Annotated in this window: 20 protein-coding genes; 2 read left to right on the top strand and 18 right to left on the bottom strand. The window is 43.2% G+C overall.

The window, feature by feature from the left end:
- Nucleotides 1–79: 79 nt before the first annotated feature.
- Together G1O98_RS25495 and G1O98_RS25490 are read left to right on the top strand one after the other, a co-directional pair.
- Nucleotides 80–871, top strand: coding sequence for a lasso peptide biosynthesis B2 protein (locus tag G1O98_RS25495; protein ID WP_163933643.1), 792 nt, complete (start codon nucleotides 80–82; stop codon nucleotides 869–871).
- Nucleotides 872–891: 20 nt separating this feature from the next.
- Nucleotides 892–2712 (top strand): asparagine synthase-related protein, encoded by a 1821-nt coding sequence (locus tag G1O98_RS25490; RefSeq protein ID WP_163933638.1) that lies wholly within the window; start codon nucleotides 892–894, stop codon nucleotides 2710–2712.
- 314 nt (nucleotides 2713–3026) lie between these two features.
- Here G1O98_RS25490 and G1O98_RS25485 read toward each other — a convergent pair whose 3' ends face one another.
- From G1O98_RS25485 to G1O98_RS25400, 18 genes are all read right to left on the bottom strand, one after another.
- Complete coding sequence (locus tag G1O98_RS25485) at nucleotides 3027–3923, bottom strand: SMP-30/gluconolactonase/LRE family protein (RefSeq protein ID WP_163933635.1); 897 nt, start codon at nucleotides 3921–3923, stop codon at nucleotides 3027–3029.
- A 295-nt stretch (nucleotides 3924–4218) separates the two neighbouring features.
- Entirely contained in the window at nucleotides 4219–6750 is a 2532-nt protein-coding gene (locus G1O98_RS25480; protein WP_163933632.1) for an alpha-amylase family glycosyl hydrolase, read from the bottom strand.
- A gap of 62 nt (nucleotides 6751–6812) precedes the next feature.
- Entirely contained in the window at nucleotides 6813–7292 is a 480-nt protein-coding gene (locus G1O98_RS25475; RefSeq protein ID WP_163933629.1) for a VOC family protein, read from the bottom strand.
- A 94-nt stretch (nucleotides 7293–7386) separates the two neighbouring features.
- The gene (locus G1O98_RS25470) at nucleotides 7387–7776 is read right to left on the bottom strand and encodes a hypothetical protein (protein WP_163933626.1); all 390 of its coding nucleotides are present in this window, start codon (nucleotides 7774–7776) and stop codon (nucleotides 7387–7389) included.
- A gap of 12 nt (nucleotides 7777–7788) precedes the next feature.
- On the bottom strand, nucleotides 7789–8697 hold the full coding sequence (locus G1O98_RS25465) for an FAD binding domain-containing protein (protein WP_163933622.1): 909 nt from the start codon (nucleotides 8695–8697) through the stop codon (nucleotides 7789–7791).
- Nucleotides 8698–8739: 42 nt separating this feature from the next.
- Nucleotides 8740–11115: a xanthine dehydrogenase family protein molybdopterin-binding subunit gene (locus G1O98_RS25460; protein WP_163933619.1), complete on the bottom strand. Its 2376-nt coding sequence runs from the start codon at nucleotides 11113–11115 to the stop codon at nucleotides 8740–8742.
- Between the two features lie 197 nt (nucleotides 11116–11312).
- Nucleotides 11313–11774: a Fe-S cluster assembly sulfur transfer protein SufU gene (gene sufU, locus G1O98_RS25455; protein ID WP_163933616.1), complete on the bottom strand. Its 462-nt coding sequence runs from the start codon at nucleotides 11772–11774 to the stop codon at nucleotides 11313–11315.
- A gap of 11 nt (nucleotides 11775–11785) precedes the next feature.
- The gene (locus G1O98_RS25450) at nucleotides 11786–12409 is read right to left on the bottom strand and encodes a nucleotidyltransferase family protein (protein ID WP_163933613.1); all 624 of its coding nucleotides are present in this window, start codon (nucleotides 12407–12409) and stop codon (nucleotides 11786–11788) included.
- Nucleotides 12403–13566, bottom strand: coding sequence for an XdhC/CoxI family protein (locus G1O98_RS25445; protein ID WP_202985823.1), 1164 nt, complete (start codon nucleotides 13564–13566; stop codon nucleotides 12403–12405). The genes G1O98_RS25450 and G1O98_RS25445 overlap by 7 nt, the downstream gene beginning before the upstream one ends.
- 18 nt (nucleotides 13567–13584) lie before the next feature.
- Entirely contained in the window at nucleotides 13585–14061 is a 477-nt protein-coding gene (locus G1O98_RS25440; RefSeq protein WP_163933610.1) for a (2Fe-2S)-binding protein, read from the bottom strand.
- A gap of 46 nt (nucleotides 14062–14107) precedes the next feature.
- Entirely contained in the window at nucleotides 14108–14503 is a 396-nt protein-coding gene (locus tag G1O98_RS25435; RefSeq protein ID WP_163933607.1) for a nuclear transport factor 2 family protein, read from the bottom strand.
- Between the two features lie 221 nt (nucleotides 14504–14724).
- Complete coding sequence (locus tag G1O98_RS25430) at nucleotides 14725–16041, bottom strand: cytochrome P450 (RefSeq protein ID WP_163933604.1); 1317 nt, start codon at nucleotides 16039–16041, stop codon at nucleotides 14725–14727.
- A gap of 37 nt (nucleotides 16042–16078) precedes the next feature.
- The gene (locus G1O98_RS25425) at nucleotides 16079–17623 is read right to left on the bottom strand and encodes a GMC family oxidoreductase N-terminal domain-containing protein (protein ID WP_163933600.1); all 1545 of its coding nucleotides are present in this window, start codon (nucleotides 17621–17623) and stop codon (nucleotides 16079–16081) included.
- Nucleotides 17624–17653: 30 nt separating this feature from the next.
- Nucleotides 17654–18112, bottom strand: a complete 459-nt coding sequence (locus G1O98_RS25420) for a hypothetical protein (protein ID WP_163933597.1) — start codon at nucleotides 18110–18112, stop codon at nucleotides 17654–17656.
- Between the two features lie 69 nt (nucleotides 18113–18181).
- Nucleotides 18182–19888 (bottom strand): thiamine pyrophosphate-binding protein, encoded by a 1707-nt coding sequence (locus G1O98_RS25415; RefSeq protein WP_163933594.1) that lies wholly within the window; start codon nucleotides 19886–19888, stop codon nucleotides 18182–18184.
- A gap of 76 nt (nucleotides 19889–19964) precedes the next feature.
- Nucleotides 19965–20816, bottom strand: coding sequence for a type 1 glutamine amidotransferase domain-containing protein (locus tag G1O98_RS25410; protein WP_163933591.1), 852 nt, complete (start codon nucleotides 20814–20816; stop codon nucleotides 19965–19967).
- 4 nt (nucleotides 20817–20820) lie between these two features.
- A complete protein-coding gene (locus G1O98_RS25405) occupies nucleotides 20821–21492 on the bottom strand; it encodes a DJ-1/PfpI family protein (RefSeq protein WP_163933588.1) in 672 nt (223 codons plus the stop codon).
- A gap of 10 nt (nucleotides 21493–21502) precedes the next feature.
- Complete coding sequence (locus tag G1O98_RS25400) at nucleotides 21503–23518, bottom strand: N-acyl-D-glucosamine 2-epimerase (protein WP_163933585.1); 2016 nt, start codon at nucleotides 23516–23518, stop codon at nucleotides 21503–21505.
- Nucleotides 23519–24025 lie beyond the last annotated feature (507 nt).

Raw genomic sequence — 24025 nt, 5'->3', positions numbered from 1 at the left:
CAATGATTTAGGTAAAACTAACAATAACAATTTTAAAAAAATATGTAATTTTAATCACTAATTAATACAGTAATAAAAAATGTTGAATACAGGAAATGCAAACAAATACAGCCTCAATCGAGACATTTTTCTATTTGTGCAAGATGGGATCGCTCAAATCTTGGACTTTAATCATGGGCAGTTTTATGGACTAGATAAAATTGCTACATTAATAATATTACTCGTACTAGAAAAAGGGGTAGAAGAGACAATTAACGAAATAACTAAAATATATGACGTAACTGAAGAAAATCTTCGCTCTGACTTGAATATACTGTTACATGACTTAGAGCAAAAAAAACTACTTGTTGCTCCTATGAAATCATCTAATTGGTGGTTTTATTTAGTATATTTTTGTCGAAAAATACTTAAGAAAATCTTACTTTCGCTCTTGAAAACAGTCAGTTCAATTTTCTGCAATTTAGTGAATACTGAAGCAACTCCCAATCGTTTTACCGTTGAGCTATTGTTAAGTTTAAGTTGGCTTAGTTTTCGTTTAATCGGATGGAGTCACACTGTCTCATTGTGGCAGTACTGGCATAGTGCAATTTCAACAGCTGACACCACAGCAATAACAGATGTCATTCAGACAGTGGATCGAATGGTACGGGAAGCAGCTGCTAGTAAGCTTTTCTTACCAATGGTTTGTAAAGAACGGGCGCTGGTAGGTTATCATCTTCTCCGCACTTTTTACAGCTTACCTGCAACTTTAGTTATCGGCATTGATCGCTATCCGTTTCAAGTCCACGCCTGGGTTGAGTGTCATGGCTTAGTTGTGACGGATGAACTGGCTCATTGTCAATCCTTTATCCCAGTTATCAGATATTTCTAAAAGCGACAGCGAGGACAGCCATGAGAACTGGATTTGAAGTCATCCTAGAAGCAACCGGAAAACCTGAATTTCATCTCTTTTCCCCAGCAAATTCCCTAGTAACTTTCGCCCAAGACTCCGCAACAGAGATGGCAGTGGTGCTGATGGGACGCATTTATTACGAGGATGACTTGAAAACTCGCTTTCCTGAAGCATTTCAGCAGGACTTCGCCTCAGATGCAGCTTTGGCATTGGCTATTTTCCAACATTATGACGCACAAGGTTTAGAGAAACTTGAAGGTGAATTTGCGCTACTGGTTTTCGATCCAAAGCGATCGTGTCTTTTCGCCCTGCGAGATCCTCTAGGAAACTTTCCCTTGTACTGGACGCGCTACAACCAAACCACCTGGGTTAGCACTAATTTGCAATTATTAGCGCAACGACTTCCTCAAGCTGCCATTAATAGAGACTTTCTCGCCTCATTCTTAATGTTTCCCTATGCTTTTGTCGATTTACCCACTGAAAAGACAGCATTTGAGGAAATTCAACGGATTCTACCAGGCAATCTCCTAGTATTGTCTCCCGATGGTCGTACAACAAAAATCTGGTCTTGGGACTGGATGAATCAAATTCAACCGATAGAAAATATTGCGCCCCAGGAAGCAGGTTTACAGTTTTTCCACCTTTTTCGGCAAGCAGTCAAACAGCGAATTCAGGACGAGAAAATCGCTTCTCACTTGTCAGGAGGGATGGATAGCTCTTCTATAGTGTGTATTGCCCGCGATCTACTAGCCGCAGAAACCTTTCCCAGACGGCTGATTACCCTTTCTTTGGTTTATCAAATGCGGACTCTGGCAGGTGAAACGGATTACATTCAGATGGTGGTGGATCGGGGAGGAGCGATTGAACCACACTATGTAGATGGGGATACAGCTTTAGATTTCCAGTGGTTTACCGAAGAAATCCCTGCCCACGACGAACCTTATCCTGGTTTATTCCACTTAGCAATGGAAAAGGTGCTGGTCGATGTAGCTGCTCAAATGGGGGTGACGGCGATTATGAGTGGAGGGGGAGCAGAACTGATTATAGAAGGAAATCGGATGCACTTGGCAGATTTTATGCGTCAAGGTCACTGGAATAAGGCTTTACAAGAGGCGCGTCAATGGGCTAGTGCCAAGAACCAGAGCCTCTGGTCAATTTTGTACCCATTCGGAATTGAACCCTTAATTCCGCCAGTGCTGCGAGAGGGCTTCCCAGCATTAATCCGACGGGGCTATGGACGCTGGCCAAACCTAGGTTTATTTACCATTCCTCCTTGGGTTCTCCCTGATTTTGCCAAGCAGCACGATATGTGGGGCAAGGCGTTAGAGACTATAGGTCAGATCAACAGATATCCGGTAGAGCAATCCTTAAATCTGCTAGGACTGCGGGCATCTGCCGGAAATTGGGCTGCCTGGAATCTTGCCGCACCTCTAGGAATCCGAATTTGCCAACCCTTCCTCGATCCGCGTCTGATTAGCTACTGTCTCAGTCTCCCCAGAGAACTGAGAGAAATCCCTGGCGTTCCTAAGCCTCTGCTGCAAGTGGCGATGCACGAGATTCTGCCCGAACCAATTCGGACTCGGCGGTTCAAGGGAAATTTCAACGAGGTTTATTGGCAGGGATTAGCGAAGAATTTACCCCATCTAGAGGAAATGGTTGCTCAGTCCCGGATTGATGATTTAGGCATTCTTGATAAACAGCAATTGATTCAGGCCATGCGACAACACGCAATTGGGATTGGCGATGTGAGAAGTGGCAGCCGGATCAGTAGTTCATTGGCTGCGATCGCCTGGTTTGACCAAATGAAAGCTAATCGCTAATCCGTTTCGGATAATAAGTAATCACACAGAATTATTTACATATGAGTTTCTATAGCAATCCGATCTAATTTAAGTATATGTAGTGGACTGATACGGCTAAAATGATGCAATCATAGTCACGCTAATCTTCGATAGCAGACATTGTAACAGTGCTAAGATGTCGAACAGGGGCAAGTTGTAACTTCTGAGTTGTCGTTGTGGAAGACAATAACTCTACTACATCATCCCTATCTCTTCATACTATTTTTTTGACGAAGGTATTGAGTTTCAAGCGAGTTTTTGTTTTTCGCTAATGCGATCACCAATAAACTTGTTTATACCTTTCTAGATAAGTTAAAATCATACGTTAGTAATCCAGTAACATCAGTATCAAAGGCAAATAAATCACCGGAGTCAAAACTTTTTTCGATGTCTTCTTGCTTAAGGCCAATAGAGGCAGTGGTGATATAAAGTGTCTGTAAATCCTCGCCTCCGAAGGTGCAACTAGTCACAAGTGGTACTGATAGCTGTAACCGGAAAATCTCTTTACCCTCTGGGCTGAAGCGAATCACACACCATCCATTCCACATTGCTGACCAGATATATCCTTGACTATCTATGGTCAAACCATCGGGAAAGAAAGACTCACCAGTTAAATCAACAAAAATACGGCGGTTGCTAATATTACCTGTGGCTGTATCAAAGTCGTAAGCATATATTTTTTGCTGGGGAGAATCTGTCAAGTAAAATGTTTCGTGATTGGGACTCCACCCTAAACCATTGGAAACAGTCAGTCCTGTTTCCATCACATGTAATGAACCATCAAAGTCATAGCGATAAAGGCTAGACTGAGCCTTTCCTGAGGAAGACATTGAGCCAAACCAAAAGCGACCTTGAGGATCGCATTTAGCATCATTAAAACGGTTATCTGGCAAATCTGTTTCAATCTCAACAATTGGGGTGACTATACCTGTCTCAGTATCGAGGAATGCTAAACGATGGCGTTGCGCTATAATCAATCGATTTTTACCTGCTTTAGCGATCGCTCCTACTACATCGCCTACATCAAAAAACACATTTTTCCCACTAGCAGGATGGAACTTATGCACCCGATGATTATAGATATCGACCCAGTAAAGTAATTTTTCATTATCATCCCAGATTGGGCCTTCGCCCAAGCGGGCCCGTGCGTTTAAAACGTTGTGGAGTTTATCTTGCACAATCTGATACATATTACATCTGCAAAAAAATTATATGAAGTGGCAGCCAAAGACATTAGTATTTTCTTTGGCTGAAAGTCAAAAAACAAACCTTCACAGCTATACCAATTCTCCAAAATTTAGCAACAGATGCAAACTCTAAAACCAAGATGGCATCTGGCTTTCTTTATTTTGAATTTTGTAGCTTGCTTCCCGTAGGGTATTTTGAATTTTGAATTGGTATTACCAATTCTCTCAATTAAAACTACAAATGATTTCTGATGCTTTCCCTGCTAGTCATCTGTAGCTAGCTTCCAGAGAAACAGTATTATGTCCTTTGCCGTTGGAAAACAACAAATCCGTTTGCTGGAACTATGGGATTAATATATCCGTTAGTTGCAGATATATTAAATCCAAAGTTACCTATACTATCTCCTCCGTAAAGTGAAGCATCACTATTAAATATCTCGCGCCACTGACCATCTCCGATTCGGGAATTGTTTATGGTGTAACTTGAGGAGAAGGGCTGATTATTCAAACTAGCTACAACTAAAAATTCTTCAGTTACATCCCAACGTCTGAAAGCAATAACTCGGTTGGCATTGTGAACATAGAGAATATCAATCAAGTGCGATCGCAATCCGGAATGGTTGCGGCGCAGCTGAATCAGGTCTTGGTAAAATCGGAATAATTTCTGACCATGAGTTTGGCGATCGCCTAACAAATCCTCTCGGTTATTTATGAAGTCGCCGAATCTGTAAGGTTTTTGTGCGCCAATTTCCTCACCCATCAAAAACATCGGTGTACCAGCCGACAACATGGACATTCCCAAGGCAAAACGGCAACGCGCCTCTGCATAACGTCGAGTGTCTCCAATTAATTGTGCTGCGTTGGCTGCTGCTACAATCGTGCGCCGAGATTCAACTCTATAACCTCCTTCTCCTTGTTCATAATAAGCGTTGCCTGCTTCATCATGAGATTCATGATAAACAACCTTGTTATGAGCAGACCATCCCAAGGCCCCGGCAAATTTATCCATAGCTAGAGGTTCGTCTGTACCATATCCAGCCGTAGGAATTAATTTTGCATATGCCATTCCTGGTCTAGCATCGCCAATGAGATGGTGATAGAATTCGGCATACCAAGCCGCATCAAAACCTAAGCCCCCGACATCAGGCAATTCAGTAACTTTATCCCAATCAGAATGGTCTTCTGCGATCAGCAGGGCATTCGGTCGGATCAGCTTCATTGTCCTTGTCCATTCTCTGAGGAACTTAGCACCAAAAATATTGGCATTACCAACAGGACTACCATCAGCGTGCAGTTGGTTGTATAGGTGCATAGAAGTTGTCTGATCAACCCGGAAGCCGTCTACATGAAACTCTTCCATAAGAGTTACAGCACTGCTAATGAACATTTTCCGCACCATCTCTTCATAGAACCGAGGTGCATAACCCGTAGATATATTGTCAACAAAGCCACCTTCAGGGAAAGGTCGACTGTCTGAGTAGAAATAATCACCAGAGTTGCCCTCATACCAGTAATAGATATTATGTTCGGGAATATCCGAGTCATATGCCCATTCAGCCCTTTCTCCATCAGGATTGAAGTGGTTGTACACCACATCTAAAATCACGGCAATTCCATGACGATGGCATTCTCTAACAAAATGTTTCAGTTGGTCTCTACCACCCGCACTATATTCCAAAGCAAAGTAATGAGATGTTTCATAGCCCCAATTTACTTCGTCTCGAAATTCTGCCATCGGTAACAGTTCGACAGCGTTAATTCCCAATTCTACTAAGTAGGGTAGTAAAGCGATCGCATCTTCAAAGTTTCCTGGTCTATCGTGACCATAACCTAAAGACCCTACATGGAGTTCATAAATCACTAAATCTTCAACACGCTGGGGTATATGGCGTTCCAATGAAAACTCATCATGCCAGAACTCCTGTTCTGGGATAAATTCTTGTTCTGGCCAGACTGGTTCCTGAAAACGTTTAGTTACGATATCTGGATTGATGACTACAGAACAGCTTTTAGTACCATCCAAATCTTGATATTTTCCCGAAAAAGGTGTTCCCTGTTCATCTTGATATCGACTAGAGAAAGGCTTACCATCGGGATTGATATTGCCTTTACCAATTTGACAACGAGAGTACAAATCAGTTCGATAAACTACCCGTCCTCCTTCATTGGCAATCCGAAACATATAAGGGATGTGGTCAAAGCGGGAGAAATTAGCCAGTTCTGGTGATACTGTCACATCTGTTTGCCAAATCCCCTCCTCTGTCCGCGACATAGGAAATGGTCCCAGATGGGGATTCATGCCAAAATCAGGATCATCTCGAAAAAAATCGTCTGCAATATACCCACTACTGCTGTTACCAAACACAACTTCTACATTACGGGCATTTGGCGACCAGACAGCAAACCGCAGCGCAGGCTGAGATTCACCAGGAAGATAATATGGTTGCGCACCTAGCCTGCGGCTATGAACTAGATGATATCTCTCTTGTTGAGACTGACCGTTTTCAGGAGATTGTAACGTAAAACTACGATGGCGATCGCTGGAATTGCGATCGTTAATCTCAGTCGGAATTCCCCACAAGTTATTCCCTGCTGGACTATCTAGCATTACACCCCAGCGAAATAGCCAACCAACTTGGGAATCATCAAGTTCAACCGTAGTTTGAAAGCCAGGACAGCCATCTTCACCAATGATTTGCTGCATTTGGTGCGATCGCCATTGTTGAGAATAGCGACCGTTTTCATCCCAAGTGCCAATTAAACGGGGATTGTTAAAAATTGCTTTTTTGATACCTGTAAAATAGATAAACTGAACAGTAATCGTAGCCATAATGGCATCCTTCAGGTAATTAGGTTATGGTTTTCAGATCTGTCACCACCACTTTTTGCAAGTTACGCAAAATGTATAGGCTGAGTTTTCCGACCTGTTAAATCTGTCTCCAAAGGCGGTGGATTATCTTGATCAACAAAGCCTTGGCTAATTTCCACAATTCTGCCGTCTGGGTCATAAATCCAAACTGTACGCCACCCTGGAATATATTCATCAAAGTTCAAAGGGCCAAGAGTTATCTTGGCATCGTCGCCCATCTCTGCTAACTTGGCGTCTACATTATCAACCTTAAAAGCCAGGTGACGTACAGAGGGATATTCTGGCCCATCATTAATTGGGAGAATTACAGGAAGTTCCTCTTTCGCTTTAAAAAGCTCAAAGTAGAAGGCACTATCAAGCATCTTGATCGCAACAATCTGCTCACCATCGGGAACTTTTGTCACCCTAGCTCGCTTAAAACCAAAGTTTTTTGTGTAGAATCTTTCTGTCGCAATTGGGTCTTTACAGGTAAGTGCTACTTGCGAAAAGATGTGCAAGCTCATGACTTATTTTCTCCATGATTTTTGACTCGAAATTTCTATGCTGGCTCTGTTCATAACAGGCCTATGAATTTGAGAGTTTTTTATCGGTTAGTTTTTAAGAATCTTCTAGCTTGTGTGCAACACCAAAATGACGAGCAATTTTGCCTGATTCCATTAGCCAAGTATCAGCAACTACCCACTTACCAGTTTTAGGGGATGTAATTGTAGCTTGGAAGGAAATCACATCATTTGTTGCCAGAAAATTGTACAGAGAGTCCACTTTAATTTCCCCTTGATAGTCGAGATAAATGTTTAAAACTCTGATTAATTCTTCCCGACCTTGAATCACATTTGGGGGTGGAGTATCCAAGCAAGGAAAAGCATTATACAAAATTGCATCTTCTTTATAGGTCTTGTTGATCATTTCCTCTACCTGTCTGGTTTCGAGGTAGCGTAAGTGTTCTTCAAGAAACTGACGGCCAGAGTTAATTTGTGTTGTCGCCATATTCATAATTTGCTATGGAATTTGAGTTTGTTTAAGAGCGCGGGTAAGTGCTCGCTGAGTCAATACACCAATCATGTGATGTCGATATTCACTAGAGGCATAACGGTCAGCAACAATAGTTAGTTCTTGATTACTAACTTGGGCTGTAGTTATACTTTCTCTTGCTAAATTAGCTGCTGTAGCAATATTCTTTGGTGTTGGGGCTTTACCCTGCATCCTATGTGCTAGTTGAGACAGTCGGAGAGGATAAGATGTAGCACCAGTTACAGCAACAGAGCATTTATCTACAACATCATTAGCAGATAACTCTACTAAGACAGCGATACCGCAGATAACATAGCCACTGGCTGGATGCTTTAAGAATTCATAGGCACTACCAGACCGAGAAATAGGGGCGGGAAAATCAATTGATGTGAGAATTTCAGGTATTTGCCATTGTGTTTGGATACCAAGAGAAATGAAATCATCTGCTGTTATCACCCGACTGTTGTTAGCACTGGTGAGATGAAAAGTTGCCTCCAGTACCAAAGCAACAGCAAGCAAATCACAGGCGAGGTCGCGGTAAGCGAAAATATCACCCATTCTCCCCCAGTTACGGATTTGAGGATCGCCTATGCTATTGGCCGCTTCTGCTAAAGCCTGATAATTTTTCTGCACTTCCGAGGAGGTAGCTACTTGGTCATAGGTTGTCATACCTCCAATTTGCAGAATACCGCCGGTTTCTTGTGGGAGTTTGATATCTTGCAAATTAGGAATTTTTTTGAGGTCTATTAACAGAGAAGGAGAGATTAGACCCGACTTGATGGCCGTCAGTAAACTGTGACCACCAGCCAGAATCCGGGCTTGCTGATTTTCGTGGAGTAGCTTTGCTGCTGCTGCTAAATTTTCAGGAGCAGCATAATCAAATTTAATAGGAAGCATTTGCAACGCCAAAATTTTCAGTGGTAATTGGCTAAATCACATCTAGCAAGATGCAGACATGGCCCGCCAAACTTTTTCTGGTGTTAGGGGGATGTCAATATGTTTAACTTTGAAGTCACTTAGGGCATCACAGACTGCGTTGACGATCGCTGCTGCTGTAGGCAAATTAGCTACATCACCTGCACCCTTAGCACCAATGGCAGTATTTGGGTTAGGGGTAACTGTGCGGGCAATTTCAAAGTTGGGCAATTGAGAAGCCTTAGCGATCGCGTAGGTCATATAGTTGTCAGTGAGAATTTGTCCCTCACTGTCATACACTGCCTCTTCACATAACGCCTGACTAATGCCGAGGTGTATGTTGCCGTGGGTTTGAGAGTCTACAATCTGGGGATTGCCGATATTGCCAAAATCGTCTACAGCCGCATATTTAACCACATCTACCTGACCCGTTTCTTCATCTACCTCCACCAAAACTGTATGAGTTCCAAAGGGAAAATTAAAATTTGGTGGATCGAAGAAAGTAATCACCTCCAACCCTGGCTCCATCCCTGCGGGTAAATCCCAAGCGTACCAAAGCGCTAAAGCAATATCCTGTAAAGTTCTTACCTGATCTGGCCTTCCTTGCACATAAAACTTACCATCTTGAATCACCACATCTGACTCTGCAACTTGCAACATATGAGCAGCCATGCGACGCGCTTTCTCATTAATCTTCTTACTAGCTTGGTAAACCGTTGCGCCTTCCACAGAAAAAGTCCGCGAGCCGTAACTCCCTTGGGCATAGATCGCCCCTTTAGTGTCTGAGTGCAGCACTTCTATCTGCTCTATGTCAACGCCAAGTACTTCAGCTGCTACCTGAGATAGTGTCGTTACATGACCTTGACCATGAGGTTGGCTACCAACTATCAGGCTGACCTCGCCACTGGGATGAACCCTGAGATGCACACTGCCCCAAGTACTGCCAATTAAACCTATTTGGTTATGCATGATGGGGGAAGGACCAACACCTGAGATGCCCACATAAGAACCAATCCCCACTCCCAAAAGCTTATTTCGCTTTTTCGCTTCTGCTTTCTGTTCCAGAATATGACTGTAATCAATCATCTCTAGAGCTTTTTCCAGGGCTGCTTCATAGTTACCTGAGTCATAAGTCCAGCCCAAACCGTTTTCATAAGGAAACTGATCGGGAGGTACCATATTTTTCCGCCGGACTTCGGCGGAATCCATACCGATTTCGCGAGCGAAAATCTCAACCATCCGTTCAATCAGAAACATAGCTTCGGCACGACCTGCACCCCGCAAAGGGCCCACAGGAACAGTGTTAGTAAAAGCACAGTAAATTTCTGAAAAGGGATGGGCGATCGCATAAGCACCTGTGATACTGCGACCAGTTAAAGCCGTAGGTGCGGCTGGCCCATTAGTAGCGGGATAAGCTCCTAAATTGGCATAGATGGTATCGTGTAGCGCGGTAATCTTGCCATCTTTGGTGCCAGCAAGGGTGCTATAGTGAATTTGATCTCGACCATGTACTGTAGAGCGAGCTAAACCCGTTCGTGTGTCAATCCACTTGATGGGACGACCCAATTCTTTTGCTAAGAAAAGCACAAGCGCCGTATCTGGATAGAGATAACCTTTAGAACCAAAGGCTCCACCAATATGGGGTGCAATGACGCGCAACTTGTTGTAAGGAATCTTCATTACTAGCTGAGACAGTAAAAAACGATTCCCATGAGGAATTTGAGTATTAGTCCACAAGGTATATTCTTGTGTTTCGGGGTTGTAATCGCCAATAGAACCGCGAGGTTCTTCTGCATGATGAATGAGGCGCGGGTAGCGAATCCTTTGTTTAACCACTACTTCAGCATTAGCGATCACCTGTTGGGTTGCTTGTTTGTCGCCATAGCTGCTGTATTGGTTGAGATTTCCTGGCACTGTGTCATGTAGTTGAGGTGCATCAGGCTTGAGCGCTGCTTCGGCATTAGTTTCTACTGGGAGTGGTAAATAATCCACTTTAATTCCAGCTAAAGCATCGTAAGCTTGTTGTCGGCTTTCGGCTACTACCACCGCCACAAATTCACCAACGTAACGCACTTTATCTGTAGCTAGTACAGTTTGTGCCCCAGGAACGCCATAAGGATGAGGAGGAAATTTGGATGCCTCACCCCCAGGATTCATAATGCAGGGCAGAGGCATAATCTCACTAGTATCAGACCCAGCGATCGCCTTAACTACGCCAGGCATACTCTGAGCAATAGTAGTATCAATGCTTTTAATCAATCCATGTGCCTGGGAACTATACAAAATCGCCATGTGCAGCATATTAGGCAGGGTGATATCGTCGATAAATTGAGCCTCTCCCCGCAGAAACGCTGGATCTTCCCGCCGCTTAATCGATGTCCCTAAGATTTTATTAGCCATAATGCCCTTCCTTGAGAATTGTGCTGTATTTGCTCTGGGGTTCCTCTCACCTGCTTCTCATATATATTTGTTTGTGCTTAAAATATGGGCGTTGCTGAATTGAAGGATAAAATTAAAAAATCAAGGATTCCCAATTCTTACACCATTTCACTTTCAGGTTGATACAAATAGACAGCCGCGGAGACTGACTTGTAGCTTCAATTAAGTGAATTAATTTGAGATAGTTTTAAGGCTGCTTTGAGGGTATACCAAGAGAGGTTAGCGCATTTGATCCGCAGAGGTTGGTTAATAACCTGCATCACGTTGAGTCTTGCCAACTCTCTAGGTTGATCAGGGAAGCTACCTTGCCCTTGCATCATATTTTGGAAGCATTGCCCCATTTCCAAAGCTTCATCTACAGTTCTGCCTATTAAGGCATCAGCCATTAAGTCTGCGGATGCGATCGCGATGACGCAACCTTCCCCAGTAAATTTGACATCCTCAATTATGTTACTTGTTTGATTTATCTGTATTGTTAGCTCAATCGTATCTCCACAGTAAGGCGTATGGCCACGATAATATCCATGTACTGGATTGGTTCGACCTCTATGTCGAGGTTGTTTGTAATGTGCCAAAATTACTTGTATTTTCAAGTTACGTTGATCATCCAAGGTAATCATGAGAATCTCTTTTAACTAGAATGGGACAAAATATTGGTTTCTAATACCTGTAAATCAGCGGTAGTATCAATGTCCAAGGGGTTGCCAGTGCGATCGCAAGCCACCTCCATTACTGGGTAGCTTTTCATTAATGCTCGTGCGCCTTCGTCTCCCGTCAAATGCATCACCTCTGGCCACATCCCACGCCCTAACAGAACGGGGTTACGTCTAGCGCCTTTATAGGTAGCTACGGCAAAACTAACACCTTGATGATAAGCACAGGCAAGACGGCGATAAGCCTCAGCACCAATCAAGGGTTGATCGGCCAGTCCTACACACAAAGCACCAATGGTAAAATCAGGTTCTATAACTTGTATGGCTGTCTGGAGACTAGAAGCAATCCCTCGCTGCCAATCTGGGTTATGGACAATCAAAACATTTGCTGCTGCTGTTGCTACTTGTTGATGTTGATATCCTACTACCAGTAATATCGGCCCAAGTTTGCTATTAATAGCAGCTGTGAGGGCGTGACAAAGCAGCGATCGCCCCTGGAATAAAGCTAAAGGTTTGGGACAATCCCCATTAAACCTAGAACCTTTACCAGCTGCGAGTATGGCAATAGCAATCTTTTTTTGATTGGGATCAAGATTCAGCATAGAGAAATCACCTCCTGCTGTTGATTGAATTGTGAAATCCGGGGGTGAATTAGATTCTGGTTAGCATTAAGTCTCCCACCGCTACGTCCACTTCTTTGGGCAATTATCTCAGCCATAATTGATACTGCCGTCTCATCGGGGGTGATAGCACCAATATCTAAGCCGATAGGGGCAGTGATTCGGTTAATTTCTGCTGTACTCAGTCCAGCTTCCTTCAGTCGCTCAATTCTCTCGGCCGTAGCTTTGCGACTACCCATAGCTCCAATGTAAGCTGCTGGGGTACGTACAGCATTTACCAAAATTGGTAGATCAAATTTAGGATCGTGAGTGAGTACTGCAATACTAGTGTGGGAGTCAACTGTGGTGGTTTGTAAGTAGTTACTAGGCCAGTCCACAACTATTTCATCAGCTTCCGGAAAGCGTTTTGGTGTATTCAGGCTAGAACGAGGATCACAGATCGTTACTCGATAGCCCAACATCTTGGCTAGTTTGCACAGCGATCGCGTAAAATCAACAGCACCAAAGATAATTAAATGAGGTAGTCGAGCAAAAGAATGAATAAATACAGCTAGGTCTGTTTGGTGACACTCCCCGTTAATGCCATAGTAGCGAATATCTCTTAATCCTTGTGAGAGAAATCCTTGTGCCTCAAGAGCTACTACTTGATCGAGATCCTGGCTACCAAGAAAGCCAAAACGCTGATTATTGTCAGTCACAATCATCTTAGCACCAACACACTTTCCTGCAACTACTGTACACAGTGCTATAGATTGCTCCGATGCCTTACGAATAGCGTCAAAGATAACTGGTAGTGGTAAGTTCTTCTGAGCCGATGCTAATTCCAGTGATTCTACAAAAACTTGAATTGTGCCTCCACAGGTCAGTCCTACTTGCAAACCCAATTCATCAGCCACACCATAAGTTAGTAGCCGTGGCTGCCCTTGGGCGATCGCCCCTAGAGCTTCTTCAACCACAGCCGCTTCCACACAGCCACCACTGATCGAACCTGTCACCTCACCAGCCTCACTCACCGCCATCACCGCGCCTTTTTCCCTGGGACTTGACCCTACTGTATTAACTACAGTAGCCAAAGCAACAGCATGACCTTGAGTCAACCATTGTTCAATATCATTGAGTATTTCCTTCATAAATACCATGCGTCCCTTCTGAAATCTTCATTCTGGCTTCTTAGTGCTGCTGTATTTTTCAGCAGTCAACCGTACAGCATTTATTACATTTTGATACCCAGTATCCCGTGAGAGGACACCATCCAACCAATGACGAATTTCCCTTTCACTAGGATTAGGGTTGCGTTGCAAGAGGTCAGTTAATAACATGATTAACCCTGGTGTAGAAAAGCCGCTTTGAACAGCGTACATTTCCCAAAATGCTGATTGCAGTGGATTCAGTTGACCATTTTCCGCAAGACCTTCAATAGTTACAACCTCGCCGCCATCAGCCTGAACAGCTAATATATATGAGCTTTTGACTGACAATCCGTTGAGCAGAACTGTACATACTCCGGAAGTTGAACCGCCGTCATTTTTGGTTCCCGTCAAACCTAAATAATCCCGCAGAAAATCCATCAACAACAGTCGTGGTTCAACATCTGCACTGTACTGTTTGCCATTAACCGTGAGGGAAACTTTCATGGCAATACCCTTTTAATTTCAGGGTGAATCAACAAACCGAATAGCTTTAGGCCACAGAACCATCAGCATACTGAGTCATACCAGCAAAGTGGATAGCAATTTTCCCATCTCTTAAAACCCAACTATCAGCAAAGCGCATTTTAACTTCACCATTGACAGTCTGCATTGTGATTGCTTCCACAATCATCAGAGTTTGGGGATTTTCAGTCTCAGCCCAAAAAGCAATATCACTTTCTAACCCTTCAACATCAAGTATCCCGCGAAAATGTTTTTTTAATTCTTCATGCCCTCTGTAGTAAAGAGGCTTTCTTTCAATGCTACTAATCAGCAAAGCATCATCAGTATATTGATTCTGCAATACACCTTCAATATCCTTTTTCTGAAGGTATTGAATGTGTTCTTTATACATTTTTCCCATGTGAGAGTTGGGTACTTCTGCCATGATTAAATTCTCCTAAGTTGATAAAAATAAATCAAGAAACCATACTAATTAGATGGCTGGTACTTACCCCCGGATTTCTCACCACACCTCTCAAAGCCTGCGCTTGTGCAGGGGAGCAGGGGAGCAGGGGAGCAGGGGAGAGTTCAAATACTAAGTTCTTTCCCCTCTGCCCCTCCGCCCCTCTGCTCTATCAAACGCCTGAAGCTTGTGAGAAATGCGGGTTACCGATGATGTAAAGTCATTTTTATGCCATAGCGAGGGGCAAATGACTTCTGCGGATGCGGCTCGAGTACCTGGTTTGGTAAGAGTTTTCCTTGCCAATGCTGTGCCAACGTCGCTAATATCAGTGTGTCTTCTATCCAGGCAAAATCTCTACCAAGACACTGACGGGGCCCTGCACTAAAGGGAAAAAAGCTAAATTTTGGACGAGTTGCCACAACTTCTGATGTCCAACGCTCAGGATGAAAGCGCTCTGGGTCAGGAAAGTAACGGGCATCATGATGTGTGACTCGTTGAGAAACCAGCACAATAGAGTCAGATGGTATCAAATTATCCCCAAATGATACATCTTGTCTAACAAAACGTCCGACTAGCCAAACTGTAGGATAAAGCCGTCGCGTCTCGTTAAGTATCATTTGCGTATACGTTAGTTTTTCAACATCTGCAAATGTTGGGGTATGTCCTGCCAGAATATTTGCCAGTTCAGTATGTAGCTGTGCCTCTACCTCAGGGGTTTGTGATAGCAAATACCAAGTCCAAGATAGGGTTGTCACTGTCACTTCATGCATAGCACAAAATGTCTTCAAGGCTATATCAGCTACTTGCTCATCACTAAGTTGGAGTTGTAGTAATGCAGAGAGGAGAGATTGAGAATGTAAAGACGTATGCTGTGCAACAATTAAATTGTGAATAATGCGGAGAAGCTCAGAACGAGCTGCCTGCATTTCTGGTGTTATGGATACCTCTAATGGAGGCACTGTATCCCCTAAAATGGCAGCAACAGTATCAAAACCATAACCCACATCCATTGTCAGCAGCGCGTCAACAATCGCGGCACTTTCTGTCTCTAACTCTTCTTGAAACAGGGTTTTAGAGACAATGGGTACTGTAAGACGCATCATCTCTCTGTAGATGTCTACTATGGGTGACTGGTGCTGTTGATACATATTTTGCCAACGAGCATCTGTCTTGAGAGCTGCCTCCACAATGGCAGGGGCATAAGTCGGAATCAAGTCCTGTTGCAACAGGGGTATCATTGGGGCAATGTCATTTATATAAGACTTTTCTTTAGCTGCATCTTTGCGTTTGGCAAAAATTTCACTTCCTCCCAAATAAACTTGACGAATCCAGTCAGGACGGTTAAGCAAGTAAATGTCTCTTGAGCCAAAGGGTAGTCGGACAATATCACCGTAGGTTTGAGCAAGATTTGTAATGAAGGGGACAGGATTTTGCCGTAATGCTTGCAGTGTGCTTTCAAAGCTGGCATTAGGTGGTGTAACTATATTTGAAGATTTCGTCGCATTAATATATGATGACATAGGCGAAGAATTTACTCTTGAATATATGGGCTGTGATTCAGCCATGAATAATTATGTCTGAGGCTTTTTCACCAATCATCAGACAAGGAGCATTAGTGTTACCACTGACAATTGCTGGCATTATAGAAGCGTCTGCTACTCGCAGTCCCTCAACTCCATATACCCGCAGTTGAGGATCGACCACTGACAGGCGATCGCGTCCCATTTTACAGGTGCTTGTGGGATGCCATTCGGTAAAACAGTTGGCACGGATATAATCACGCAGTTCCGGCTCTGTTTTTATGGCAGATCCAGGGGTTAGTTCTCTAGGACCAATCTTTGACATGGCTTTTGTGTTCATTAATTCACGCACTATTTCAACACCCTTCACCAATACCTGCACATCAATATCACACTGCATATAGTTAGTGCGAACGACCGCTAAATCCAAGGGATTGTTAGAACGCAGGGTAACACTGCCCTGACTTTGGGGGCGTAACAGTGTTGGACAGCAGAGTAAATGTGTCCCACCAATAAAGACTCCCCCCTCAGCCTCGTCAGAGAATAAAAAACTACTGAACAAAAACTGCAAATCAGGGGCAGTATTCTCCATCCCACTGCGGCTATGGGTAAAAAAACCTACTTCAGTGATCACTGAAGGTGGGGGTTGTGGTTCTTGGCATTCAAACCCCATCCTTAAGAGTGTGTGATCTTGCAGGTTTTGCCCTACCCCTGGTAAATCCACAACAACTGCAATATCGTGGAGCCTTAAATGTTCTGCTGGGCCAATACCTGACAACATCAGTAGTTGAGGCGAGGCAAACGCACCAGCACTGAGGATAACTTCACCCTCTGCGATGACTTGATGCAGAGTGCCTTCCTGAAGATACTCCACACCCACAACGCGCTTCCCTTCTAGCAGCAGATGGGTGACTTGTGCTTGAGGTGTCACTGTCAAATTTGGACGATTTGTGGCTGGGAGTAAGTAAGCAACAGCAGCACTACATCGCTTACCGTCTGGGGTGTGAGCAAATTGATACACCCCCGCTCCATTCACCATATCAGGCCCATTGAAATCAGTGGGAGGAGGTTTATATCCCAATTCAACGACAGCAGCTAAAAAGGCTTTGGCGGCACTGGTTAAATCGGTATGGTCTACTACGTGGACTGGGCCCCCAACACCGTGATATTCAGAAGCTCCACCTGCATAGTCTTCCATTTTCAGAAAATAAGGCAAGACTTCTTTATAGCTCCAAAACTCGTTACCCAGATAGTTCCAGTTATCGTAGTCGTATTTGCTTCCTCGGACATGGATCATCCCATTGACTGAGCTACCACCACCGAGGACTTTACCTTGGGTAATGGGAATTCTACGTCCACCTAGATAGGTTTCTTCTTCAGTTAAATATTGCCAATCGGCATCTGTATTCCAAGTGCCGAAGAAAGAGCGCAAGTCCGAATTACGGAAGGCTGGTTTATGATCTGTATTGCCTGCTTCTAACAGGAGAACATTGGTATTAGGGTTTTCACTCAGACGACGGGCAATTACACAGCCTGACGTACCAGCCCCAATTACAATATAGTCATGCACTTTGTTGTTCATGATTATTGCTTTGTTTTCTCAGGTTAATGTTTAAATCCTGGCCGAGCCTTCGTAATACTCCACTTTGTCAACTATGTACTTCACGATTATCGGTTTACCGATTGTGGAGGAGCGCCGAGTGACCCAGCGTTGGTAAGCATCGCAGTTGATGCGATCGCTTTTCGGATTAGGTGGATTCCACATACTAGCTTGCCACTGCACAACAATTTTGACTTCTGTCGTGTCATTGACCGGGGTCGGGGTGACTTCTTTTAATGTGTGAATTTCATCAAAAAAGACGCGGATAACTCGCTGATACCAGCGCTCAAACCCTGCATACCCGTGGGCTGTAGTCTCTGGAAATACCATCTCTAGGTCTTGATCTGCCAGCAATGGCAAAATTTCAACCATTGGCGCATGAACATCCAATTTTCTGTACCATTGGGTAACAAGTTCTTTGATGTCGGTTTCCGTTAGGGGTGCTAAGTTATCAAGTGTTAAATTACTCATACCTGACTTCTCTGTGACTTTTGATTCAGTGTTGTTTCCTTCGTAATTAGCAATGATGAAGTGACAAAATTACTGCCCACATTTAACACCAATCATTTCAGGGTGAACATCTGCCTCAACTATGACATCAATGAGAAAAGGACCTTTATGAGCTAATGCCTTTTGAATTGCTGAAGCAATCTCTGGAGGTTTCTCCACACGCACACCCTCAACTCCCATCGAACGAGCCATTTCCACAAAATCAATCTCTGGTTTAGATAAATCAAAACTCAAGGGATATTCATGCTGTGGGATATCTCGCTCTTGCCAGTAAGCTTGGATATTCACTTGTAGCAATCTGTAGGAGCGATTATTACAGATCACAAACTTAACGTCTATATTGTGACGAGCAGCTGACCAGAGTGCTTGAATTGTGTACATGGCAGCGCCATCACCAGTAAACCCAATTACCGTTTTGTCAGGATTGGCAAATTTGGCTGCAATCGCTCCCGGAATTCCCACACCCAGAGAACCACCACGAGAAAGAAAATAGTGCCCTGGTTTGGTTGGTGGTAGATAACGTGTCAAGTCAGGAGAACAGGTGAGAGCTTCATCAAAGATAATTGCATCCTCTGGTAGTTGATTTGCCAGTTCTGCTGCAAAGCGAGAAAAGTGCAAGGGGACAGAATCCCAATTTTCTCGATCAGCTTCCAATTCACGCTTATGCTTCTCTTCTTTAGCTTTGGCAATTTCAGCAGTTCGTGCCTTAGCAGTTTCTTTCTGCTCTGGTGTCATCACTGCTTCCAATATGGTTGCCAACTGAGCAAGAGTTAATTTTGGATCGCTAACTAGTCCCAAATCAACTGAGTGATTTTTAGCAATCTCATAAGCATTCAAATCAATATGGATGACCTTTGCACCAGGAGCAAAGATATTACCCAGTTCTGGAAATACTTCTGGCAAAAGGTAAGTTCCACAAATTAAGTTGACGTCACCTCTAGATGTTATGGGTCGGCTTTGATAGCCAAACATATGCCCTGTCATACCTTGATACAGAGGATGAGCGTGGCTCATGTTTAACTCACCAGCATCAGCTTCCCAAACCTCTGCACCCAGGAGTTTAGCAACACGTGTCAGCTCATCTTGTGCGCCCGAATAAGCCACTCCATCACCCACAAAAATCATTGGCTTGTGAGCAGATGCCAACATAGTTGCTGCTGTTTTGAGCAATTCCTCATCTGGCAAAACTTTGGTGGATGGGATGGAAGTTGGTCTGACTTCTTCAACTGCGGGAGCATCCAAAATATCTACTGGTAGACAAACATACACAGGTCCCATTGGTGGAGTGGCAGCAATCTTAATAGCCCGTCGCAAAACGCGCAGCAATGAGGATGGCTCCATCACCATTGTTGACAATTTGGTAACTGGCTCTGCAAAAGCTACCAAGCCTCCTGCCATTTGAGCGTCCATTGCCTGATATTTGATGCCTGCATCACCACCAATGACTACAAGCGGTGAGTGACCTCGGTATGCTTGGTAAAGTGCGCCGATCGCATTTCCTAAACCAGGGGTACTATGAATTTGCACCAAAGCAGGCTTTTTAGTTGCCCTAGCATAACCATCTGCTGCCATCACCGCAACGGATTCTTGCAATGTCAAGATGTATTTCAGGTCTGGATATTCCCGAATAGCATCCAAAAATCCTTCTTCCGATGTGCCGGGATTACCAAACATATAATGGATGCCATCTGCCAAAAATTGTTCCAGAATTCTAAAGCGGCCTGTTTTGTTAGTCATGGATTTTACCTTCTGCAACCATCAATTGCATACAGCGTTTATCGTGCAGTACCATCCAGATATTTAAAATCCGACTTTACCAGCCATAGCGCTTGAGTCCTTTTTCTAGGACTTCCACCAACTTCTGACCAGTGAGATAAGAGTCTGGCGTAGAGCGCCCCGTAATAAACGGATAGTCAACAATTACTGATGTTGGCCTGCCGACATTGCCGTGATACTGTCCGTCTGGCCCTGTAGCATCACGGAGTATGTATTCTAGAGGATAAAATGGCGGGCCAAAGTTAATATTGTTCAAACATGGGTCGATGTTAGTACCGTTAAATCCCGTACCATCTTTGTAGTCATATTCCAGGCAATGGCCTGTGACGTGTTTACCCCAAATAATGCTCTTGCGATCGCCAATGTCACGGGCAAATGCCAGACATGAAACGCCGTAACATTCTGCGGCGACTGGCTTACCCATTTGGTAAAAACTGAGGATGAGATCGTGTACTCTCTGGTTGTCAGCTAAATCAACCATGGGACCAGTACCACCGACAATGAGAATGGCATCGTATGACTGCAAATCTCTTTGTTGCACTTCATCTAGTAATCTGTAATATTCCTCCATTTCCCGTAAGAATTTTGGTGAACTCCAGTAAGGTCTTTCTGGGAGCCACTCTCTAAGATTTTTTGGGTTGTTTAACCGTGGATTGTTGGTGTCATCTAGTTGTCTGACCTTATCAGCCATATCTTGGGTGGTGACTGGTCTGCCTAATGGTGGGTCAACAAAAGTAGGGTCCATGCTTACCCCTAGTGCTACAGGTCTTTTACCATTTGGGGTGGCGAAGTCAACTTGATACCCAGCTGCATCAAAGGTTTCTAAGGGACCCACTAGTTCTTCTCCCCAGTAACCCCACTCTGATAGCACAATCAGAATCTTGGTCATCGGATCATCTCCTTTGTGTTTCTAAGCAACGTTGTTCTTGAGATGCGATTTGGTGAGCGATCGCATCAATAAAAGCATACACATCATGTCCAGATCGTCCTGTTACTAAGTCTCTATCAACCACAATATTTCCCGGATCATTTGGTTGAGAATTTACAGGTGGCGGTACGTAAACAGCACCAGCATTTGCAATATCCGCCAGCACCACTTCATGACAGATTACCCTTCGTCCTCGGAGTAGTTCTGGCATTGGAGTCAGTAACCACAATCCATGACAGAGTAAACCTTTGATAATCTTGTGATTTGCCATTGCTTGAGCAAAAAACTGAACTGCTGGTGCAGTACGAGTTTGCTCTGGACTAATCTGCTGTCCTGGCGGTGGTTGAAAGTAGCGCAGACGTACACTGGTGTAGTTAGCTGCCATAATTACGGCCGCATATTCATTCACATCTACGCTTTGAAAGTCGATATTGACATTTAGATATTGCAGAGATTTACCAATTTCATCCACATCACTAACAAATTGTACAGTTTCATTTCCCCAAAGCCGAGACATGAAATGCACAGTCGCCCCAAGTTCCTCAAAGTGTTGCCGATAAGCTGCAATTTCTTCAGGAATGAACTCTGTTTCTACAAGGATGGCGACTTTCTTTCCTTCTAGCATTTGGGTCACCATAACTTATCTCCTAAGTCTTGGGTGTAAATTCCACAATGATTTCTGCTTCTGAACCAAGTTCAAATTCTTTCTCTCCTAGTTCAATCTGAAAATTATCAGGATCGATTGTGGTACGATCGCTACCATTAATGCTGACTCTGCTAACTTCCAAAGTATTGGGTCTAAAAAAATCTGGTAAAACATTGAGAGAGCGCTGGCGACAATGTTTGTCAGGTTTGAAATACAAACAGAAGGGTTCTTTTGTCACATAGCTACTGATATAGATATGAGCCAAATAATTTAGCTCAAAGGCATGGTATCCAGAAATTGCATGTCCGCCTTTTTGTGCATACTGTCCTGAAGTAATTGCATCTCCACTCTCACTGACTCGGAAGAAAATACCTTTATTATCTTGGTCAAGAAAGAATAGATTCCAAAATGCGGCAGTTTCTCGTGCTAACCGCAAATACTCTTGTTTTTGGTCATGATTTTCATTACTGCAACCATGAAGAATTAAGTAGGCTAATAGGGCTTGTTCTTGTTGCCAGAAGTCTTTAGTGTTGAACCAAGGAAATTCTAGTGGCGTTCCATTTTGAGGATTACGTTCTAAAGTATCAAAGATTCCACCCCTAAATAAATCTACGCCAATTTCTGCCATCTTCATGCCTAAATTGTCTGTTAGCTTCATCAACTTATCAGCTAAACGTTGTGATTCTTCGGCTTCTTGCGCGTTATCAGCAGCAGATTGGACGGCTAAGGAGTAATAATAGTTAGCAACACGAGTCAGGTTCCAGGCTATCTTCAAATTATGTCCAACAACTGCACGATTTTGTTGCCATCGCCAATTATGGTCTGGTTTCCAATCTCGCAAAAATCGCTCATTCACAAACGGAACGTTAGGATCTGGATCGGTAAATCTATCGGCAATGATTGTGGAGGCTGTTTTGAGAATCTTTTTGCAGATTTCTAAAAATTTCCCGATTTCTTCATGACCATGATCAGTTAATGGCAAAGGTTCTAATGCCAAAATCACGTTAATTAAATAAGCCGGTATATGATCCCCAATCGAGTTCCAATTTTTTCTGGCTTGGTTATCACCAAGAGCAGGACTATCCCAATTTAACGTCACATAATCAAGGTGTGAAAAATAATCACCGTAAGCATGTTTACCGTACTCTGATTCTGGATCAGTGAAGAAATCATTAAAGACACGAACAGTCCGCTTGATATCATCAAGTACTTCCCAATCTAAAGTGATTCGATAGTACTGAGCTAATCCAGCTAAAGCGTAAATTTGTTCGTAAACTGGGATTGTATCTCTATCATCCTCATTGAGAGAACGTATATACAACTGATAACTGTACTTTGTCTTGCGCTTGCCAAATGCCCAAAAACAATGTTTGCCATCAGATGTCAAACTGCGAAAAGTTTCACGTTGGTATTGAACTCCAGCACGAGCCGCTGAAAGATAGCGTTCACCTCCAGTTAGCAAGTAAGCAGAGGAAAGACCATAGATCAGTCTGGAAAGAGTAGCACATTCTTGAATCTCATCATCTGTTGGTAAACCGATGATATTTAGGTTAGTTCGGTAAAGAGCAAAATCATCTATTTCATAGGTTTGTTTATTTGGAAATAAAAAGCCTAACCAACTATCTGCTAGACGGGCAATTTGGGTCAGCCACCAGTGAGTTTGCTCAAAAACTAATTCATCTTGACCTCTATATGAATTTAGTAAGTTAACAATGCGGGCATCATATTGGCGGCTACCATTATTTTCTAGATACACCCCTTGCAAAACTACTAAGCTATCCGACTGGATGTATTTTCTCACTAAATCAGATGGTGAGGACTGATGAAAATCTTCAGGAGTTGGGACGCGATCGCGGTTTATACCATCCAAATTTTGTAGAAATTGAAATCGTGTTTCTGTACTAACTGCAACCAAGAATTCATCTCCACTACGGCATTTGATATTAAATCTGCCTTGTTCTTGTGCAACATCAGTAACTTTGCCCATTAGGGTTGTGTTAACAGTAAATTGTTTCATAACTTCCTTGTTGTTACTTTGCATTCACAATCTAGGTTTGATACCAATTCAAAATTCGCCCATTCGTCTTGGAAAGTTTTCTACGGCGGAAAACCCGCCTACAGAACTTTCCGCAAAATTCAAAATTAAGAAAGTGAGAAGTGGCATAGGTTTGGGCGTTTGCATCTGTATCATTTTTTTGGTGAAATGGTATGAATTAGTCGAATTGAATCTTCAGTAATGTTAATTACTGGATAAGTTAACTCCTAACGACCATTTTTTTAGATTTTATTTGTTTCTCAGTTTGTGAGAATTAAATATTTTTTAAATGCCAAAAAACTAAATAAATACGTGATTTCTTTAATACAACATTGCAATGAAGTGCAGTTGCCAAAAAATAAATTTTCAGGTTTGCTTCATATTTAAACATTGCTAAGTAAATGCAAAACCTTCGTTAATTTTACACCCTTGATTTACCTCCTCAAATTTATTCTCAGGTGTAAATTAAGATTTACTAACAAAATACTC

Source organism: Nostoc sp. UIC 10630, assembly GCF_010747425.1.
Classification (GTDB): domain Bacteria; phylum Cyanobacteriota; class Cyanobacteriia; order Cyanobacteriales; family Nostocaceae; genus Nostoc.
This window is presented reverse-complemented; position numbering and strand designations above follow the sequence as displayed.

What these genes read in the sequence shown, in the direction of transcription:
- G1O98_RS25495 (WP_163933643.1), top strand. Translation starts at nt 80, where the DNA reads ATGTTGAATACAGGAAATGCAAACAAATACAGCCTCAATCGAGACATT.
- G1O98_RS25490 (WP_163933638.1), top strand. Translation starts at nt 892, where the DNA reads ATGAGAACTGGATTTGAAGTCATCCTAGAAGCAACCGGAAAACCTGAA.
- G1O98_RS25485 (WP_163933635.1), bottom strand. Translation starts at nt 3,923, where the DNA reads ATGTATCAGATTGTGCAAGATAAACTCCACAACGTTTTAAACGCACGG.
- G1O98_RS25480 (WP_163933632.1), bottom strand. Translation starts at nt 6,750, where the DNA reads ATGGCTACGATTACTGTTCAGTTTATCTATTTTACAGGTATCAAAAAA.
- G1O98_RS25475 (WP_163933629.1), bottom strand. Translation starts at nt 7,292, where the DNA reads ATGAGCTTGCACATCTTTTCGCAAGTAGCACTTACCTGTAAAGACCCA.
- G1O98_RS25470 (WP_163933626.1), bottom strand. Translation starts at nt 7,776, where the DNA reads ATGGCGACAACACAAATTAACTCTGGCCGTCAGTTTCTTGAAGAACAC.
- G1O98_RS25465 (WP_163933622.1), bottom strand. Translation starts at nt 8,697, where the DNA reads ATGCTTCCTATTAAATTTGATTATGCTGCTCCTGAAAATTTAGCAGCA.
- G1O98_RS25460 (WP_163933619.1), bottom strand. Translation starts at nt 11,115, where the DNA reads ATGGCTAATAAAATCTTAGGGACATCGATTAAGCGGCGGGAAGATCCA.
- sufU (WP_163933616.1), bottom strand. Translation starts at nt 11,774, where the DNA reads ATGATTACCTTGGATGATCAACGTAACTTGAAAATACAAGTAATTTTG.
- G1O98_RS25450 (WP_163933613.1), bottom strand. Translation starts at nt 12,409, where the DNA reads ATGCTGAATCTTGATCCCAATCAAAAAAAGATTGCTATTGCCATACTC.
- G1O98_RS25445 (WP_202985823.1), bottom strand. Translation starts at nt 13,566, where the DNA reads ATGGTATTTATGAAGGAAATACTCAATGATATTGAACAATGGTTGACT.
- G1O98_RS25440 (WP_163933610.1), bottom strand. Translation starts at nt 14,061, where the DNA reads ATGAAAGTTTCCCTCACGGTTAATGGCAAACAGTACAGTGCAGATGTT.
- G1O98_RS25435 (WP_163933607.1), bottom strand. Translation starts at nt 14,503, where the DNA reads ATGGCAGAAGTACCCAACTCTCACATGGGAAAAATGTATAAAGAACAC.
- G1O98_RS25430 (WP_163933604.1), bottom strand. Translation starts at nt 16,041, where the DNA reads ATGTCATCATATATTAATGCGACGAAATCTTCAAATATAGTTACACCA.
- G1O98_RS25425 (WP_163933600.1), bottom strand. Translation starts at nt 17,623, where the DNA reads ATGAACAACAAAGTGCATGACTATATTGTAATTGGGGCTGGTACGTCA.
- G1O98_RS25420 (WP_163933597.1), bottom strand. Translation starts at nt 18,112, where the DNA reads ATGAGTAATTTAACACTTGATAACTTAGCACCCCTAACGGAAACCGAC.
- G1O98_RS25415 (WP_163933594.1), bottom strand. Translation starts at nt 19,888, where the DNA reads ATGACTAACAAAACAGGCCGCTTTAGAATTCTGGAACAATTTTTGGCA.
- G1O98_RS25410 (WP_163933591.1), bottom strand. Translation starts at nt 20,816, where the DNA reads ATGACCAAGATTCTGATTGTGCTATCAGAGTGGGGTTACTGGGGAGAA.
- G1O98_RS25405 (WP_163933588.1), bottom strand. Translation starts at nt 21,492, where the DNA reads ATGGTGACCCAAATGCTAGAAGGAAAGAAAGTCGCCATCCTTGTAGAA.
- G1O98_RS25400 (WP_163933585.1), bottom strand. Translation starts at nt 23,518, where the DNA reads ATGAAACAATTTACTGTTAACACAACCCTAATGGGCAAAGTTACTGAT.